We start from the raw sequence: 17,303 nt of genomic DNA on the forward strand, positions 1-17,303 counted from the left end.
CATTCAGGATGGTAAAGTCAAGTCAGTCCCGGACCTGGGTGCCCGTGGGAACCACCTACCTCAGCCTCGTCATCAGCACTCATCCGTCGGGATGTCAATTTACGGGCCACTACGCCCCATCCAAAGACGGAGGTGCAACCAGCGGTTAAAGATTGGGCGGTGGATCCTGGGTATCAGGCTTAAAACAGCAGTACCGAAAGGTCCGCAAGGAGGAAAAGAAATCTCCCGAGAAAAACTTGCTGACCCCATTGTCCCACAGGCAGGTCGGGTACAGGTAGCGACATCTGGTTGGAGCCTCCTCCAACCAGATGTGGCAGTGATGTAGTTGTCAAAGAGCGCATGACAAAGAAACGAAGTACCGACAAAATGGCACTCCAAATTCAATAAAACATGAATGTCGGGTAGCTTCCCCATCCGGGGTGGCACGACACAGCAAGAACCAATGGTGGATGGGGAAGCTCCCTCAGACCCACGATTCATTCAAATGAACGATGACTCATTGAGATCGAAATCAGAAGCCGGCTCTGGAAATTCTGATGTGAAGCTCCAGCAGTTCCGGACCTACTGGAAATTCAACGAATAAGAACTTCAAGAACTATGATACGAGGAGGAATTATAGTGAATATTGAACAAAAATTGTTTGAGTCGGCAGTTGAGTTAATTCAAAAGAGATACCCAAGCGGTTGGGGCGGAGCGGCTGCAAAGGTGGTCATATTTTGACCAGTGTCGCACCAGATGTGATTGTAGCGTCTACTGAACTATGTATGGAAACGGGGGCGATTTGTGAAGCTCATAAGCTTAATGATGAGGTTACCCATTCCATTTGTGTGACGCGCGACGATGAAAACTCTAAATTTAAAGTTTTGACCCCCTGCGGTGTTTGCCAAGAAAGGTTGTTTTATTGGGGGGGAAACGTAAAGGCAGCCGTTTACTCTGAAAGTGGTGACTTGATTTTCAAAACTCTAAAAGAAATTCAGCCTTATCATTGGGCAAAGGCATATCCAGAGGGAGTTTAGCAGAAGAATGCAGAAGCTAGTTAAAATATCAGATCGCAGTTTATTTTTACCTCCAAGTCATGAAACGGACCGCCCACTCCTAGCCGCAATTGTAGGTTCAGAAAGAACTCTATTAATTGACGCGGGAAATTCCTCACGCCATGCAACGTTATTTCTGCAGCAGCTAAAAGCCTTGAACATACAAGGAGACTGGTTAGTGATTACCCATCATGATTGGGACCATGTTTTTGGCTTAAGTGAATTCAAAATTCCAGTTATCTCACATTTCAATACACGTGATGAAATTAAAAAATTACAATACTTGAGTTGGACGGATGAAGCTTTGGACCAACGGGTTAAAGACAAAACCCAGACTTCATCTTCTGCAGAAAACATCAACAAGGAACTTGGAACCGAACGGGATGTCGTTTTTCCATTACCTAACATTACATATACCGATCAAGTGACGATCGATTTAGGTGGGGTTAGTTGTTTAATTGAACACGTCGGCGGGGATCACGCTTACGACTCAAGCGTTGTTTATATTCCTGAAGAAAAAGTGCTCTTTGTCGGAGATGCGATGTACGCAAATACAATGAACTGGAGCTACACAGCCGAAAAGACACTTAAATTAATTCAAAAACTAGAGCAGTATGATGTGGAACTTTGCTTTTTATCACACCAAGACAAGCCTTTAACTAAAGCAGAGTATCAGCATGAACTGTCCGTTCTAAAAAACATCGCTACACTAATACAGGTGTTCCAAGGCGATAAATCATCTATCGCTGAAGAATTAGTCAATCGCCTTCACCGATCGTTAAGTGAAGATGAGTTGGAAACTATCGACTTTTTCATAAATGGGCTGCACAGTTAGAACGACAGATTCCCAAGCCTGTCTTATTCAGTTAAACGGAGGCTTTAATCCCAGAAGACTGTGCGCTCCGTGATTGCATGGATATACACGGCGTCATACCGATGTAAAATGTCACTCTCGGGCAGCATAGTCCAATAAGAAAGCTCCCAATCGGCAAATGGAAATGTCGATTCGGAGCTCATTGTTTGGACTATTCGACGGGGTCACAGGCTATATCGTTTAAGTCCGGATTTAAAAAAACCTCATTGTAATGGTCAATTTTGTAATCGATTATTCTTTGTGTCTCCAGTTGTTTCAATTTCGTTCTGCATTCTTTTCTTGTGTTCTGTTAGAATGGAGATTCTGAGGGATGGAGACAGTTCCCTGGTCAGAGAGGCTGCGGTACTGCTTCATTTCCTTCAACGTAATTCCTGTTGCTTTGAGTCTCGTTAAAAATACCATGCCTTCTAGCTGATGTTTACTGTAGGTCCTATGCCCGTTCGCCTTACGATCGGCATACGGTAGCAATCCAATTTTCTCGTAAAAGCGGATCGTATCTTCCGATAGACCAGTGAATTCAGCCGCTTGCTTAATTGAGCTTACGGTTTCCGGAATGTCCCCCACTTTTGCCGCCTCCTCCTGCTGTATTACCACGGTACCACTCCGTTTTCGTCAAAGAAACCGCCGGTCGGACCATCGTTTGAAAGGGTGGCAAGTTTCACTACAATAGAAGCACCCTGTTCAACGGAACGATAACCCATATGCCCATTCAAATCGGTCGAAGTAAACCCCGGATCGGCTGAATTAACCTTAATCAAGGTATCCTTCAATTCTTTTGCAAACAATACTGTCAAGGCATTGACCGCTGTTTTGGAACTCATATAGGCGAGCAAATTGTCTCCGTAAAATTCGGATTCCGGGTCATTATTCAAGGTCAAGGAAGCTAACCCACTTGACAGGTTGACAATTCTGCCAGCAGGTGATTTTTTAATCAATGGGAGCATCGCCTTCGTGACAGAAAACATACCGAAAAAGTTTGTCTCGTAAGTCCTTTTCAGATTGATCAATTCCAACTGACTCGGGGGAACGCTTCCATCCTCGAAAGTCACGCCTGCATTATTAATCAGAACATCAAGCAATCCATACTGATTATCAATTTGTTGTACTGCGGATTGAATGGTATCCACGTTTGTAACGTCAAGAGTAATTGCCTTTGCATTTATATTCTCAGTGTTCAACGCAGCCGCAGCTTCCTGTCCTCTGGTTTCATCTCGTGAACCAAGTAAAATCGTGAATCCTAGATGCCCCAATTGCCGACCAGTCTCAAACCCAATTCCTTTATTCCCACCAGTGATCAAAACTGTCTTGGAACTACCCACTGTTGTGCCCCCTCATGTGATGTTTTACGGACTGAGGATTACGATACAACTTGGAGTATGCTCCAAGTCAAGCATCAAATTGTAGTACATTCGTTACTGAACTATTGGGGGCGAGAATTCAACAGGTCAGTGTCTCAACACTGCATGAAAATGCAGCAGTGAACATGACGTGCTTACTGAATTTGGGGCAGGTTAACTGAAAAATCCCTTGCAGGATGCGATTCCTGTACGCAAACCAGCGGACGCAGGTCACACCCTTATAGTCGTTTTGCACGTTTCTCTTCATGTCGAGCCACTTTTGCTCGGTTTCCACAGATTTTCATTGAGCACCATTTACGACGACCACTTGAGTCCATAAACAACAATACACAGTCCGGATTCGCACAACGGCGAATGGTCAGTAATTCTTCGGAAGCCAATAATTTAAGTGCGTCAAACGCAACAAGGGATAGAATGGCATCTGTTGAATCACCAACCGGAATGGGTACGAGACCTTCGGACAAAATTTTATACGACAAAGGCGCTTTTTGTATTAAGTCCTCTAAATGTTCTTTCCATTTGTCCACCAGTGCGTTTCTATCCGCCAATTTTTCAAATCCATCTCGTAAAAAAGAACGCAATTTTCTCACGGCGTGCAACGTTTCCGGAGAATACCCAGTAGTTTGTATAGCAGCAAGGCTTCCTATTTCCTTCATGGAAACAAGCCAATGGTTCAAATCTGATTCTGTAACAAGCAAATCATGGCGAACACCACGTCGTACAACTTCTGTATTGACGAGATCAATGGATGGATGTCCTGAAATAAGTGGAAATTCCTCACGTTCGGTCATATTTCTTCCTCCCAATAACACTAACCAGATTATACACCATTGACAGGTTAGATATAAGCACTTATGATACTAACCACAAATATAAATAATGTCTGGTTAGTTGAGGGCAAGGAGATGAAAAAGCAAGATTAAACCATCCTTTGCTTAATGGAGAATTGTTTTACACTGAGAGGAGAGTAATGTTGATGCAGCGAGAATCTCGCCCGCCATTTCCCCCGTTTGACGAATCAACAGCCCGGCAAAAAGTCCGCATGGCTGAGGACGCGTGGAATACCCGCGACCCTGAACGCGTAGCATTGGCTTATAGCATAGACAGCCAGTGGCGGAATCGGTCTGAATTTGTATCCGGCAGATCGGAGATTGTTGAGTTCCTAAAGAGGAAATGGCATCGGGAATTGGAGTACCGTTTAATCAAAAGCCTCTGGGCGTTCCACGATAACAGAATCGCCGTACGGTTTGCGTACGAGTGGCACGATGATTCGGGTAATTGGTTTCGCTCTTATGGAAATGAAAATTGGGAGTTCAATGAATCCGGATTGATGGTACGTCGTCATGCATCGATTAACGATTTGCCCATCACTCAGGAGAATCGACTCTTTCATTGGGAACTTGGACCGCGCCCAAATGACATACCGGAGTTAGAGGAGTTTGGGCTATAAACACCTACAAAACTCATAATGGGCCGTTTTACGTGACAGAGTTACGTAGGGTAGTACGAGAGAATGGCAACTCAGAAAATAGAACCGATTCGCTACAATGCAGGTGTCAAGTAATTGGGCACCTGCTATTTTGTTGGAATCTACTACGAATCTACTTGCACTATTGGGGGCATTAATTGAAGAACCGTGCTGACTGACGTTTGTATAGACATGCGTCCGCGTTGCACAGCCTCTTATTCAGTTATGGGACAGGTCAGCTGAATAGCATCTCTTTCATTTTTCAGCCCGAACGGAGCGAACGGAGCCTCACGGGGATTTTTCACAGATATTCCCTTGTGACAACGATGGTTGAAAGTCCTATCGAACCAGGACTCCTGTTGAGATTGAAGCATGGCAATTGTAAACGAGTAGATGGCGCTTACACCCTCTTAGTTACCTTTTCTGTGTCGTTATCGGAAATAGCATGGCAGACAACGTCAACGGCTGTTCGAAGAAATTAAAATTTCCTCTGTAAGCCTTTCTTTTTTAAACTTAAGGCAGCTTTTCAAATTTCTCTTCTTGAGCGTCAAACAATGCAAGCTTGTAATTGATCTTTTCTAACGTTTTGATTAAACGCGATATTTGCTCCTCTACTTTGTTCTTCTGACGCGTCATCAACGTTTTCCGCTGCTGTAGCGTCTTACGCCCTCCCTTGTATAGCTCTACATACTCTCTTATTTCCGCTAAAGGCAAGCCTGTTGAACGTAGAACCTGCACCGTTTCAATCCAGTCAATATCGGAGTCGATATACAAGCGTACTCCGTTCTTGTCCCGTCCAACATGGGGTAACACGCCTTCTTTTTCATAGAAACGTAAGGTATAACGAGACACGCCCGTTTTCTCGGAAACCTCCTTAACTGTGTAGGCCATGTGTTCGCATCTCCCATCATACATTAGAGTTACTCTAATGTAATTTTACCCTTGTATTGTCGTTTTTCAATAAAAAGTGTTGTAATCGTAGCAAAAAACGGGCGTTTGACTTAGACAACACTCTAACCTGTAAGCTTCTAGTAGTTTAACCGATTCATTGCTAGGAAAGGGGAAGTTCAAATGAGCAACAAAATATGGTTCGTTACCGGCGCCTCCAAGGGGATGGGGCAGATATTGGTTAAAATGCTGCTGGCAAGAGGTTATAAAGTGGCTGCGACGTCGAGAAGTGTGGAAGATCTTCAGCAGGCTGTGGGCGAACATGATCAATTTCTTCCTTTACAGTTGAATCTCTCGGATGAAAAGGACGTCAAAAGGGCGTTATCTGCAACGATTGATCGTTTTGGCAGCTTGGATGTGGTCGTCAACAACGCGGGTTACGGACAAGTCGGACCTTTTGAGGAAATTTCGGATGCGGCCGCCAGGGAAAATTTTGAAGTTAACGTATTTGGGACTTTTAATGTGGTGCGGCAAGCGCTGCCACAGCTACGAAAACAGAGGTCCGGCCATATTATCAATTTCTCTTCAACAGCTGGTTTTTACGGATTCGGCGGAAGCGCTATTTACGCAGCCACCAAGTTTGCTGTAGACGGGATGAGCGAAGCGCTGGCACAAGACGTGCAGCCTTTTGGCATTCATGTGACGGCCGTAAAGCCCGGATACTTCCGTACCCAGTTTTTATCTCCAAGTTCCTTGCGAACGAGCACGACTCATCTTATCGACGATTATGCTTCCCTCCGAGAAGCGAAGGAGGCCGGCCTCAACCAATACGATCAGAATCAACCTGGGGACCCGGAGAAGGGGATGGACGTGTTGATTCGGATAGCTGAGTCCGAGCAACCGCCACTGCATCTGTTTCTTGGGAAGGATGCTTACGAAGTCGCCCGTAGCAAGATCGAAAGCGTTCAGCGGGATATGGAGGCATGGGAAACCCTCGCAACTTCTACAGGCTTTGACTAGGTGTTTATAAAGCGAAAGGGGTAATCGGAATGAATGCCGAACTGACGCCAAAACGGACTCTTGGCAGCATGGGCCTCAAAGTATCTGCACTCGGTCTTGGAACAATGATGATGCCGCATAACAAGGAATCGATTCGTGTCATTCACGAAGCGTTAGACCTCGGTGTTACAATGTTCGACACAGCTGATATCTACGGAGAATTCGCGCAGCAGCGCTTCGGAGTAAATGAAAGGCTGGTAGGCAGAGCACTCAGAGATAGACGGGATAAAGCGATAATTGCCACGAAATTTGGTATAACGCATACTCAGGGTCCGAAAGGAGATGCCGCTTACATTAAGAAGTCCGTTGATGCCAGCCTCTATAATCTCGGACTGGATTACATTGACCTATAAGCATCGACCGGATCCAAACACCCCCATCGAAGAAACGGTCGGAACGATGGCCGACCTCGTCAAACAAGGGAAGATTCGGTACCTTGGGTTGTCGGAGGCACCGCCCGATATGATTCGCCGAGCTCATGCGGTGCATCCAATAAGCGCAATCGAAACTGAATATTCGCTTTGGAGCAGAGGAGTGGAAGATGAAGTCCTCCCAGTTCTAAAGGAGCTAGGTATCGGCTTAGTCCCTTATAGCCCATTGGGCCGAGGTTTTCTGACGGGCCAGATTAAAAAGATGGAGGATTTGGAACCGGGGGATTACCGGCGGCAGTACGAGCGGTTCCAAGTTGATAATTTCGATAAAAATGTACAACTCGTCGGACTGATTGAAGGAATGGCATCAGTCAAAGGGTGCACCCCGGCCCAGTTGGCATTGGGATGGGTGCTGGCCCATGGCGATTTCGTTGTGCCGATTCCCGGCACCAAACGAATTGACAGATTAAAGGAGAATTGGGGAGCTATGCAGGTTGGGCTCTCCCAAGCGGACTTGGAAGAAATCCAACGCATCTCTCCAAAAGGCTCTGCAGCGGGAGGTCGCTTTTGACATTTGTACCCCAAATAATGTAGGGCGTGGTGGCCGCCGCTACCGGCCGAAAGTGCGCAGGTAGACGGACTGTCAATCTGCCTAGCCATCTGGGGGCAATTTCTAATCTGTTTTTTCCGCACCTTGACAAATCGGTGAGTAGGGAGTTTCAGCGGCTTCAGGCGTTGATCTTCGGGGTGACTCGGTGTACACCCGTTGTCGTCCTTACTATGCGCAAGATTGCCTTTAACACGCCAGCGAAGCCGGTGTGCATACTCAACTGCAGCACGCCGTCGTCAATATCGACCACCGATAGCCGAGAGGTTGCAGAATCTTCAAATCCCGAGTCGCCGCTAGGCTCTGATTCCGGCGATGACGATATCGAGCATTCGGTTGACCCCATCAGGGTCGGACGCATATTCGTTCACCAAGACGATTCCGTACACGAGTCGTAGCACGTCGACGATATTGACCTCCGTTCGGACTTCTCCTGCGGCCTGGGCCCGGTGCAACAGCACTTCTCCCGCCTTGTGCATGGCTTCGTTCGCGGTATGGATGCTCGTTCCCGGAACGTGCTTGGCAGCCATGATGGTTGCGCCCATGCTCCGCCCTCGAGCAGCGAAGTCCATCTGAAGACGAAGCCAGCTGACCAGGGCGTCTAAGGGAACCGAAGCGCCTGTGAGCTCTTCAGCGCGCGCCTTCAATTCATTGGTCTCATCCAGAAACACCGCTTCGAGGAGATCCTGACGAGTGGGGAAGTGGCGGTACAGCGTTCCGATTGCGACCCCAGCCGACCTGGCAATGTCTTCGAGGACGATGTCACCGCCGCGCTCCGCAACCGCGGCTCGCGCCGCGCTTAGCAGGCTGGCATAGTTGCGCTGTGCATCAGCGCGCATTCGGCGGCTGGCTTGTGTTGGACCGTTCATTTGATGCTCCTCCTCTAGCCTAAGTTGACAAAGTGAGGTACCCTCCGTTAATATACGGAGGTATCCTCATCTTACCACTGGGAGAGGTACCATTACCACTAGGAGAGGTACCATCACTCTTCATCTTACCACTTGAAGGAGGACTTCATTATGCGTGTATTTGTCACCGGGGCAACTGGATTCATCGGATCTGCGGTTGTCCGCGAGCTCCTCGAGGCAGGGCACCAGGTCGTCGGGCTTGCCCGCTCGGACACGGCCGCCGCAGCATTGACGGCGGCCGGCGCCGACGTACATCGCGGTGCCATCGACGACCTCGACAGCCTTCGCAGTGCCGCTGCCGCGGCCGATGGCGTCATTCACCTGGCCTACAAACACGACTTCGCCGACTACGCCGGCGCGGGCGTAGCCGATCTGCGCGCCGTCGAGACAATCGGGGCCGCACTCGAAGGCTCCGGCAAACCATTCGTGGTCACCTCGGGGACGCTCGGCCTCACGCCAGGACGCCTTGGAACTGAGGAGGACCCGGGCGATTTACGGTCGGCCGGAGCGCCACGGGTTGTGTCAGAGAACGCGACGATCGCGCTAGCTGAGCGCGGGGTGCGATCTTCGGTCGTCCGTCTCGCACCGTCCGTGCACGGACCGGGCGAACACGGTTTCGTGCCGACGCTTATCAGCATTGCTCGCGACAAGGGAGTCTCGGCCGTGGTGGGAGACGGCGCCAACCGCTGGCCGGCTGTGCATTTCCTCGATGCGGCGCGTCTGTTTCGGCTGGCTTTGGAGAAAGCGCCAGCCGGGTCGCGGCTGCACGGGGTCGGCGACGAGGGCATCCCGGTTCGTGAGATCGCTGAGGTCATTGGCCGCCAGTTGAAGCTACCGGTCGTCAGCATCGCCGCCGAGGAAGCGGCCCAGCACTTCGGCTGGCTTTCCGCCATGGTGATGATAGACAATCCGACGTCGAACGCGCTGACCCAGGAAAGGCTAGGATGGAGGCCAGTGCACCCTGCACTGATCCCGGACCTCGAACAAGGTCACTACTTCAACGACTGAACGCCACGGCTTTGACGAATCAACAGTCCGGCAAAAAGTCCGCATGGCTGAGGATGCGTGGAATACCCGCGACCCTGAACGCGTAGCATTGGCTTATAGCATGGACAGCCAGTGGCGGAATCGGTCTGAATTTGTATCTGGAAGATCGGAAATTGTTGAGTTCCTGAAGAGGAAATGGAATAAGGAACTGAACTATCGCTTGATTAAGAGTCTATGGGCGTTCCACAACAACAGAATCGCCGTACGGTTTGCGTACGAGTGGCACGATGATTCGGGTAATTGGTTTCGCGCTTCTGGAAATGAAAATTGGGAATTCAATGAATCCGGATTGATGGTACGTCGTCATGCATCGATTAACGATTTGCCCATCACTCAGGAGAATCGACTCTTTCATTGGGAACTTGGACCCCGCCCAAATGACATACCGGAGTTAGAGGAGTTTGGGCTATAAACATCTACAAGACTCGTAATGGACCGTTTTGCGTTACAGAGATAGGATGGCAACTCAGAAAATAGACAAACCCATTCACTACCATGCAGGTGTCAAGTAATTGGACACCTGCTATTTTGTTGGAATCCACCACCAAATCTACTTGGACTATCTGGTGCAAGAGCTGAAGAAGCTCGTCTTTCCTCGACTGCATAAATAGTCACTTTGGCGGATGTTGTCCTTATTGCACTCTTGGGCAGAAGTGTGCAATATGTGTATGTTAAATAATGCGGGCAAGGAATGGGCTCATGTTATCGCTTAGGGTATCATTTTAATTGTATTAGTATCCGCTCTTGCTTGCTCTTTGCGGAGTGTTATTGATGCCGGAATGTCCCATGTAAAAAGCGGATTAGACTCCCATGCCGCCGGGGCGGCACCAGCAGAAGGATGAAAATGCCTTTGTGTTGAATGATTTTTTGGTGGCTGGCGAAGGCAGGTCGTCACTCCTTGGTGCCTCGAGCCCGCTGATTAGACTGACTACGACGACCAGGTGCACCACAGAATGTCGCTCTCCTCCTCGGAGAAGCACGCAGGATAGAATGATCCGTTATGGTCGTTGCACCAGCCCTTCAATATTACCAGTCCATCAGGAAGGATTGGCATGGATGTCGTATACGAACGTTGTTGCGGCCTCGATGTGCACAAGAAGACGGTGGTCGCCTGTGTGCTGACGCCGGAGGCCAAGGAGATTCGCACGTTCTCCACGATGACGGAGGATCTCCTGGAGATGGTTGACTGGTTAGGACAACATGAATGCACGCATGTTGCTATGGAAAGCACAGCTTCATTCTGGAAGCCAATCTACAACCTTCTGGAGTCGGCGGACTGTCAAGTGCTTGTGGTGAACGCCAAGCACATGAAGAACGTTCCGGGCCGTAAGACCGATGTGAAGGATGCCGAATGGATCGCCGGATTGCTCCGCCACGGGCTGTTGCAAGCCAGTTACATCCCCAACCGTGAACAACGGGAACTACGAGAACTCATTCGCTACCGCCGAAGTCTCATTGACGAGCGGGCAAGAGAGGTGAATCGGGTTCAAAAGGTGTTGGAAGGTGCCAACATCAAGCTTTCTGCAGTGGCCAGCAATACACTTGGCAAATCTGGGCGGGCGATGTTGGAAGCAATGATCCACGGAGAAGAAGACCCGGAGGTATTGTCAGGGTTAGCCAAAGGCCGGATGAAGGCGAAGAAGGCCGATTTGCACAAGGCACTGAATGGGCTTATGGGCTCCCACCAACGAATGATGCTGGCAGCCCAATTACGTCACATCGATTACTTGGATGAAGAGATTGCCCGGCTGGATGAAGAAGTCAAGGAGCGCATGCTCCCTTTTGAAGAAGACCTGGAGCTAGTGGACACCATCCCCGGTGTCGGTCGACGAACAGCAGAACAAATTCTGGCTGAAATTGGGACAGACATGACCCAATTTCCGTCTGCTGCCCATTTATGCTCTTGGGCAGGACTGGCTCCAGGGAACAATGAAAGCGCCGGGAAACGAAAGTCGGGGAAAACACGCAAAGGGAATCAAAAACTCAGAGCAGCGCTGGTGGAAGCAGCACGCGCAGCGGCGAGAACGAAGCAGACTTATCTCTCTGCCCAGTACCATCGAATTGCAGCTCGAAGAGGCAAAAACCGTGCAGCAGTTGCAGTGGCCCACAGCATCTTAACCATCGTGTATTACGTGTTACAGCGACGTCAGCCTTATATTGAACTCGGCCCAACATATTACGAAGCACGCAAGAAAGACGCAGTCGTAAAGCAGGCGATCCGGAAGTTGCAATCACTCGGGTTGGAGGTCACCGTAAAACCTGTTGCATAAATGACCTCCAGACATCACAGAGTTCCTTTTAAAACCCATCTTGTGGTGGGCTTATTTCAGTATGTCGTTTTACCCTGGTCATCGCTCAATTATTTTCAGGATAGAAGGATGAAAATGCCTTTGTGTTGAATGATTTTTTGGTGGCTGGCGAAGGCAGGTCGTCACTCCTTGGTGCCTCGAGCCCGCTGATTAGACTGACTACGACGACCAGGTGCACCACAGAATGTCGCTCTCCTCCTCGGAGAAGCACGCAGGATAGAATGATCCGTTATGGTCGTTGCACCAGCCCTTCAATATTACCAGTCCATCAGGAAGGATTGGCATGGATGTCGTATACGAACGTTGTTGCGGCCTCGATGTGCACAAGAAGACGGTGGTCGCCTGTGTGCTGACGCCGGAGGCCAAGGAGATTCGCACGTTCTCCACGATGACGGAGGATCTCCTGGAGATGGTTGACTGGTTAGGACAACATGAATGCACGCATGTTGCTATGGAAAGCACAGCTTCATTCTGGAAGCCAATCTACAACCTTCTGGAGTCGGCGGACTGTCAAGTGCTTGTGGTGAACGCCAAGCACATGAAGAACGTTCCGGGCCGTAAGACCGATGTGAAGGATGCCGAATGGATCGCCGGATTGCTCCGCCACGGGCTGTTGCAAGCCAGTTACATCCCCAACCGTGAACAACGGGAACTACGAGAACTCATTCGCTACCGCCGAAGTCTCATTGACGAGCGGGCAAGAGAGGTGAATCGGGTTCAAAAGGTGTTGGAAGGTGCCAACATCAAGCTTTCTGCAGTGGCCAGCAATACACTTGGCAAATCTGGGCGGGCGATGTTGGAAGCAATGATCCACGGAGAAGAAGACCCGGAGGTATTGTCAGGGTTAGCCAAAGGCCGGATGAAGGCGAAGAAGGCCGATTTGCACAAGGCACTGAATGGGCTTATGGGCTCCCACCAACGAATGATGCTGGCAGCCCAATTACGTCACATCGATTACTTGGATGAAGAGATTGCCCGGCTGGATGAAGAAGTCAAGGAGCGCATGCTCCCTTTTGAAGAAGACCTGGAGCTAGTGGACACCATCCCCGGTGTCGGTCGACGAACAGCAGAACAAATTCTGGCTGAAATTGGGACAGACATGACCCAATTTCCGTCTGCTGCCCATTTATGCTCTTGGGCAGGACTGGCTCCAGGGAACAATGAAAGCGCCGGGAAACGAAAGTCGGGGAAAACACGCAAAGGGAATCAAAAACTCAGAGCAGCGCTGGTGGAAGCAGCACGCGCAGCGGCGAGAACGAAGCAGACTTATCTCTCTGCCCAGTACCATCGAATTGCAGCTCGAAGAGGCAAAAACCGTGCAGCAGTTGCAGTGGCCCACAGCATCTTAACCATCGTGTATTACGTGTTACAGCGACGTCAGCCTTATATTGAACTCGGCCCAACATATTACGAAGCACGCAAGAAAGACGCAGTCGTAAAGCAGGCGATCCGGAAGTTGCAATCACTCGGGTTGGAGGTCACCGTAAAACCTGTTGCATAAATGACCTCCAGACATCACAGAGTTCCTTTTAAAACCCATCTTGTGGTGGGCTTATTTCAGTATGTCGTTTTACCCTGGTCATCGCTCAATTATTTTCAGGATAGGTCACCGTAAAACCTGTTGCATAAATGACCTCCAGACATCACAGAGTTCCTTTTAAAACCCATCTTGTGGTGGGCTTATTTCAGTATGTCGTTTTACCCTGGTCATCGCTCAATTATTTTCAGGATAGTGATGGACTCATGCTGTCGAGTCAAACTACGAAGATTGAGCAGTTGAACGCCACGCTTTTTAAATGGCTCAAACTCCTCTTTGTAGTACAACTCACAAAGGCGATATGCATCGATGGCGTCCGTTTTGACCTTACGCAGACTCGACTTCTTCGCTTGATGAGCAACCAAAGGATTGACGAGGATATAGAGATAGTTCTGCTCTTCAAGGAATTGCATAATGGGCGTGTGGTAATGTCCAGTTGATTCGAAGATGACGACGGGACGAGTAGAAGTGTCCGCCTCAATTCTACGCAGAACTTCATGAAGATGTCCGAAGCCATCCCGAGTATGCTGTATGGTGAACCCTTTTCCCTGAGGCTTTCCCTTATCCAAAAACACCTGACACATGCTCTCGCCTTTTGCGACATCCAGACCGACGACTGGATTCAAATGCTAACACTCTCCTTCGACTATGATTGCCGGCAACCCCTAAGCCTTCTTGCGGGTCATAGCTTCGCTTGTGATACGGGATCGTAGGTCGTCCCAACCAGCCTCAAACATGCTTCCACAAGTAGGGGGCGAACAGTTTAGTTCACGGGTTTGTAGACCCACGGGGGCGACGTTCTACCCGGCTACCGGAGTATACAACCCCTATAATGAAAGAGGTCAACCAGTAAGAACTGGCTGACCTCATAATACGATTGGGGGCTAATATGCAGTAAGCCCCGGCGACCATTTTTGGATAAACATGAAATGACGAAACTGCGTCCTTATTGGACTCTTGCGCAGTTATGTTAACAAGGATATATAGGAACGAGGGGCATTGGCATAGGGAAAGCCACAGCGAACACTAGATCCAATGGTCTGGTGTTCGCCCGGCTGAATTCCCTACACTGAGGCTGGTTGCGATATGCCAGTGCTAGACTTAATTCTGTTCCCGGGCGACCTTCAAAGCGTTGGTCCACCAAGCCAAATCATCCAGCATGTTGGTCACCAACGGTGGCAAATACGAAAGCTCTTCTAATGTCTTTTGCCCCATCATAATCTGCATGAAGTCACCGCCCTGAATGTGCACGGCAGAGCGGACTGGCGCCATCTGCAATTCAATGGTAATTTGGCGCAGTTGCTCAACGGCACGGGCTCCACCGACAGATCCGTATCCGACGAAAGCGACAGGCTTTCGTACCCACTCGACATACGCGTAGTCCAATGCGTTTTTGAGTACCGCTGACGGACCATGGTTGTATTCCGCTGCAATGACGACGTAACCGTCAAACTCCCCTACTTTCTTCTGCCAGCGCAGTCCCTCTGCATTTTGGGTAGGCATATGCAGGTTCGAAGACATCTCGTTGAAGAACGGTAGTGGGTAGTCACGCAGGTCTATAAGTTCGAATTGTAAATCCGTTCGCTGGCGCGCAAGGTCCATAAACCATTGAGCCGCCTTGCCTCCAAAACGCGCGTCACGGGTGGTGCCGATAATTACGCCAATCCTTTGCATCATTGTTTCTCCTCTCCTATTTCCATCAGGTGAAGCGAAGACAACACCTGTTGCTAAACAGGATACTTGTTGGATATAGTGGAGGCAACCATCAGATAGGGAACAATGTCGGTTAGGCAACACGTGAACGCAAGTGTTGATTCCTTACCACAATTTGCGAAGAAAAGGAGAGCTTTGGTATGGACGAGAAGACGGTGGATTTGCGTGTCCGGCGAACGCGGAAACTCCTGCAGGAAGCCTTCCTCAAACTGATGTCTCAAAAGAGCTTTCAAGCCATCACTGTCCAGGATATCAGCGCCGAAGCAATGGTGAATCGCTCCACATTTTATGACCACTTTGTGGATAAGTACGCGCTCATGGAATATACCGTCAGTGAACAATTTCGGGAGCAGCTCATGAGCAAGTTGCCCGATCAAGACCACTATAGTGTGGAGAACCTTCGAGCACTCATTACGACGATGTGGGAATATTTTGGGGGGATCCATGGTCAATGTCAACACGCAGCCGAGCAGGAGAGAATGTTATTCCAATCGCAAGTGATGAACGTCGTTAAGAAAGTGTTGACTAATTGGCTGTCGGATCCACTTGGAAAAGTAGAAGACGAATTGGCGGTGGCCGTCACCAGTTGGGCAATTTACGGTGGGACTCATTATTGGGCAGAAAACAAACCCGAGGGTACAGGCGAGGAACTAGCGGATCTGTTAATTCTGATCCTTGATGGAATGCCGCAAACCCATCGTTCGCTCCATCAGAGATAACGCCCTTTCTTCTTGATCGGCGGCTTTTTGACGCATTTCGCTCTCACAAATTTAAGTACAGGGGATATTGCACGGGTGCAAAAGTCCCAGAAAGTTTGAACGGCGGGACGTGTATGATTACGGCACGTGTAAGCGGTTGTTGGATTAACGGGAATGCTGAATAAGGAGCTGAAGTTTAAGTTTGTTGAGCGAAGGGAGTTATATCCAGTTTTTTTGCATAAAGCTACATAGCATGAAAAGCCCCCTTAAAGGGGAGCCTTTCACGTAGCTACGTAACCTATACTAATTCATGATAGTGATCAGATTTTTACGCCCATAACTGACGGCGAAGGGCCAACATCTGTCGATACACTTGTCTCGTACCAGCGTTCAGCGTCAGCTGAACGCTCCTTTTCAGCTTGATTGTTTATATACACCGCATCGCTACCAAGCAGCAAATGCGTCGGCAGGTCGTTCGTATAGGCAAGTTGCAGAATTACCTGCGCCACCTTTTCAGGATCGTTGTTCTCTTGACCCCAATGACTCTCAAGCAAACGAAGTTTTTCTCCTACCGATGGCTCATAGTCTGGCAGGAATTTTGGTCGGTTTTCTGTCGCCCGTTTACCCCAATTGGTTCGTATAGATCCTGGCTCTACAGCACAAACTTTGACCCCAAATGGTGCCGTTTCTTGCGCCAGTGCTTCGCTGAAGCCACCGATTGCCCACTTTGCAGCATGATAAGCGGTACCGCCTGCGGCGGCAAAACGACCGCCGACTGAAGAAATTTGAATGATGTGACCGCTGCGTTGCTTCCGCATAATTGGCAGAGCTGCCCGGGTGAGATGAACTACTCCGTAAAAGCATGTATCTACCAGCTTCTTGAAGTCTTCGGAACTTGTTTCTTCAAACGGTCGAACATCGCCGTATCCAGCGTTGTTTACAAGAACGTCAAGTTGTCCGAATGAGTCGATTGCTACATTAACGGCTGACTTTGCTGCATTTTCGTCGGTCACATCCAGAGGTGCAACACAAATTTGATCTCCATATCGTTTAACTAGTTCACCAAGTTGCTCAGGCTTCCGGGCTGTTGCCAAAATGCGGTCACCTTTAGCGAGCACAGCCTCCGTGATATATCGTCCCAAGCCGTTGCCGCTACCAGTGACTAACCATACTTTTGACATCCAATCATCTCCTCGTATAGTATTTTTCGATTCTTCTTTTTGAAGAATTTCCAGTAAAAAATTGTTTTTAGATGGAGCAAGTAGCCGAACCCGCACCACAGCCCGGAGGGCGAGGAGCGGAAGTCGGGGTCCGCCCGAAAACAGGCCTCCTTGAAAACTTAATAAATCGCAATTGGGTCTTGGACTCTTCGTGATGTTCCCAGACAATGATCCTTGGGTCATTTGGGGAAATTCGTTCATCTCCTGTAGCT

The 17,303-nt window shown here is 49.2% G+C and carries 14 protein-coding genes and 4 pseudogenes; 10 read left to right on the forward strand and 8 right to left on the reverse strand.

What is annotated here, in order from left to right; translation table 11 throughout:
- Positions 1-618: 618 nt before the first annotated feature.
- A pseudogene (locus tag NZD86_RS23320) lies at positions 619-1,016 on the forward strand (cytidine deaminase).
- A gap of 7 nt (positions 1,017-1,023) precedes the next feature.
- A complete protein-coding gene (locus tag NZD86_RS23325; RefSeq protein ID WP_268047091.1) occupies positions 1,024-1,869 on the forward strand; it encodes an MBL fold metallo-hydrolase in 846 nt (281 codons plus the stop codon).
- Positions 1,870-2,163: 294 nt separating this feature from the next.
- Here the strand turns inward: NZD86_RS23325 and NZD86_RS23330 are convergent, their stop codons facing one another.
- The 3 genes from NZD86_RS23330 to NZD86_RS23340 all read right to left on the reverse strand — a co-directional run bounded on the left by NZD86_RS23330 (position 2,164) and on the right by NZD86_RS23340 (position 4,057).
- Positions 2,164-2,502, reverse strand: coding sequence for a MerR family DNA-binding transcriptional regulator (locus NZD86_RS23330; RefSeq protein ID WP_268047092.1), 339 nt, complete (start codon positions 2,500-2,502; stop codon positions 2,164-2,166).
- Positions 2,496-3,227: an SDR family oxidoreductase gene (locus NZD86_RS23335; RefSeq protein WP_268047093.1), complete on the reverse strand. Its 732-nt coding sequence runs from the start codon at positions 3,225-3,227 to the stop codon at positions 2,496-2,498. The genes NZD86_RS23330 and NZD86_RS23335 overlap by 7 nt, the downstream gene beginning before the upstream one ends.
- Before the next feature lie 257 nt (positions 3,228-3,484).
- Positions 3,485-4,057: a CGNR zinc finger domain-containing protein gene (locus NZD86_RS23340; protein WP_268047094.1), complete on the reverse strand. Its 573-nt coding sequence runs from the start codon at positions 4,055-4,057 to the stop codon at positions 3,485-3,487.
- Positions 4,058-4,236: 179 nt separating this feature from the next.
- Between NZD86_RS23340 and NZD86_RS23345 the strand changes: the two genes are divergently transcribed.
- Positions 4,237-4,716, forward strand: a complete 480-nt coding sequence (locus NZD86_RS23345; RefSeq protein ID WP_268047095.1) for a nuclear transport factor 2 family protein — start codon at positions 4,237-4,239, stop codon at positions 4,714-4,716.
- A 531-nt stretch (positions 4,717-5,247) separates the two neighbouring features.
- On the opposite strand, the gene NZD86_RS23350 is transcribed toward NZD86_RS23345, so the two are convergent.
- Positions 5,248-5,625, reverse strand: a complete 378-nt coding sequence (locus NZD86_RS23350) for a MerR family transcriptional regulator (protein ID WP_268047096.1) — start codon at positions 5,623-5,625, stop codon at positions 5,248-5,250.
- Positions 5,626-5,805: 180 nt separating this feature from the next.
- Between NZD86_RS23350 and NZD86_RS23355 the strand changes: the two genes are divergently transcribed.
- Both NZD86_RS23355 and NZD86_RS23360 read left to right on the forward strand, forming a co-directional pair.
- The gene (locus tag NZD86_RS23355) at positions 5,806-6,642 is read left to right on the forward strand and encodes an SDR family NAD(P)-dependent oxidoreductase (RefSeq protein ID WP_268047097.1); all 837 of its coding nucleotides are present in this window, start codon (positions 5,806-5,808) and stop codon (positions 6,640-6,642) included.
- Between the two features lie 29 nt (positions 6,643-6,671).
- Positions 6,672-7,623, forward strand: a pseudogene (locus tag NZD86_RS23360) (aldo/keto reductase).
- Positions 7,624-7,955: 332 nt separating this feature from the next.
- On the opposite strand, the gene NZD86_RS23365 reads toward NZD86_RS23360, so the two are convergent.
- Entirely contained in the window at positions 7,956-8,528 is a 573-nt protein-coding gene (locus tag NZD86_RS23365; RefSeq protein WP_268047098.1) for a TetR/AcrR family transcriptional regulator, read from the reverse strand.
- A 150-nt stretch (positions 8,529-8,678) separates the two neighbouring features.
- Between NZD86_RS23365 and NZD86_RS23370 the strand changes: the two genes are divergently transcribed.
- The 4 genes and pseudogenes from NZD86_RS23370 (at position 8,679) to NZD86_RS23385 (ending at position 13,424) form a co-directional block, all read left to right on the forward strand.
- Positions 8,679-9,575, forward strand: a complete 897-nt coding sequence (locus NZD86_RS23370; protein WP_268047099.1) for an SDR family oxidoreductase — start codon at positions 8,679-8,681, stop codon at positions 9,573-9,575.
- Between the two features lie 10 nt (positions 9,576-9,585).
- Positions 9,586-10,026 (forward strand): annotated as a pseudogene (locus NZD86_RS23375) (nuclear transport factor 2 family protein); the annotation flags it as partial.
- Between the two features lie 640 nt (positions 10,027-10,666).
- Entirely contained in the window at positions 10,667-11,884 is a 1,218-nt protein-coding gene (locus NZD86_RS23380) for an IS110 family RNA-guided transposase (protein ID WP_268042741.1), read from the forward strand.
- A 322-nt stretch (positions 11,885-12,206) separates the two neighbouring features.
- Entirely contained in the window at positions 12,207-13,424 is a 1,218-nt protein-coding gene (locus NZD86_RS23385) for an IS110 family RNA-guided transposase (RefSeq protein ID WP_268042741.1), read from the forward strand.
- Positions 13,425-13,654: 230 nt separating this feature from the next.
- On the opposite strand, the pseudogene NZD86_RS23390 reads toward NZD86_RS23385, so the two are convergent.
- Both NZD86_RS23390 and NZD86_RS23395 read right to left on the reverse strand, forming a co-directional pair.
- Positions 13,655-14,086, reverse strand: a pseudogene (locus tag NZD86_RS23390) (IS110 family transposase); the annotation flags it as partial.
- Between the two features lie 475 nt (positions 14,087-14,561).
- Entirely contained in the window at positions 14,562-15,134 is a 573-nt protein-coding gene (locus NZD86_RS23395; RefSeq protein WP_268047114.1) for an NADPH-dependent FMN reductase, read from the reverse strand.
- A 179-nt stretch (positions 15,135-15,313) separates the two neighbouring features.
- On the opposite strand from NZD86_RS23395, the gene NZD86_RS23400 reads away from it, so the two are divergent.
- A complete protein-coding gene (locus NZD86_RS23400; RefSeq protein WP_268047100.1) occupies positions 15,314-15,892 on the forward strand; it encodes a TetR/AcrR family transcriptional regulator in 579 nt (192 codons plus the stop codon).
- Positions 15,893-16,191: 299 nt separating this feature from the next.
- Here NZD86_RS23400 and NZD86_RS23405 read toward each other — a convergent pair whose 3' ends face one another.
- Positions 16,192-17,052, reverse strand: coding sequence for an SDR family NAD(P)-dependent oxidoreductase (locus NZD86_RS23405; RefSeq protein ID WP_268047101.1), 861 nt, complete (start codon positions 17,050-17,052; stop codon positions 16,192-16,194).
- Positions 17,053-17,303 lie beyond the last annotated feature (251 nt).

This window comes from Alicyclobacillus dauci, assembly GCF_026651605.1.
Lineage (GTDB): Bacteria > Bacillota > Bacilli > Alicyclobacillales > Alicyclobacillaceae > Alicyclobacillus > Alicyclobacillus dauci.

Bases quoted from the DNA above. Each gene is read 5' to 3' on its own strand.
- NZD86_RS23400 (WP_268047100.1), top strand. From the start codon at position 15,314: ATGGACGAGAAGACGGTGGATTTGCGTGTCCGGCGAACGCGGAAACTC.
- NZD86_RS23340 (WP_268047094.1), bottom strand. From the start codon at position 4,057: ATGACCGAACGTGAGGAATTTCCACTTATTTCAGGACATCCATCCATT.
- NZD86_RS23380 (WP_268042741.1), top strand. From the start codon at position 10,667: ATGGATGTCGTATACGAACGTTGTTGCGGCCTCGATGTGCACAAGAAG.
- NZD86_RS23355 (WP_268047097.1), top strand. From the start codon at position 5,806: ATGAGCAACAAAATATGGTTCGTTACCGGCGCCTCCAAGGGGATGGGG.
- NZD86_RS23345 (WP_268047095.1), top strand. From the start codon at position 4,237: ATGTTGATGCAGCGAGAATCTCGCCCGCCATTTCCCCCGTTTGACGAA.
- NZD86_RS23350 (WP_268047096.1), bottom strand. From the start codon at position 5,625: ATGGCCTACACAGTTAAGGAGGTTTCCGAGAAAACGGGCGTGTCTCGT.
- NZD86_RS23395 (WP_268047114.1), bottom strand. From the start codon at position 15,134: ATGCAAAGGATTGGCGTAATTATCGGCACCACCCGTGACGCGCGTTTT.
- NZD86_RS23405 (WP_268047101.1), bottom strand. From the start codon at position 17,052: ATGTCAAAAGTATGGTTAGTCACTGGTAGCGGCAACGGCTTGGGACGA.
- NZD86_RS23325 (WP_268047091.1), top strand. From the start codon at position 1,024: ATGCAGAAGCTAGTTAAAATATCAGATCGCAGTTTATTTTTACCTCCA.
- NZD86_RS23365 (WP_268047098.1), bottom strand. From the start codon at position 8,528: ATGAACGGTCCAACACAAGCCAGCCGCCGAATGCGCGCTGATGCACAG.
- NZD86_RS23370 (WP_268047099.1), top strand. From the start codon at position 8,679: ATGCGTGTATTTGTCACCGGGGCAACTGGATTCATCGGATCTGCGGTT.
- NZD86_RS23385 (WP_268042741.1), top strand. From the start codon at position 12,207: ATGGATGTCGTATACGAACGTTGTTGCGGCCTCGATGTGCACAAGAAG.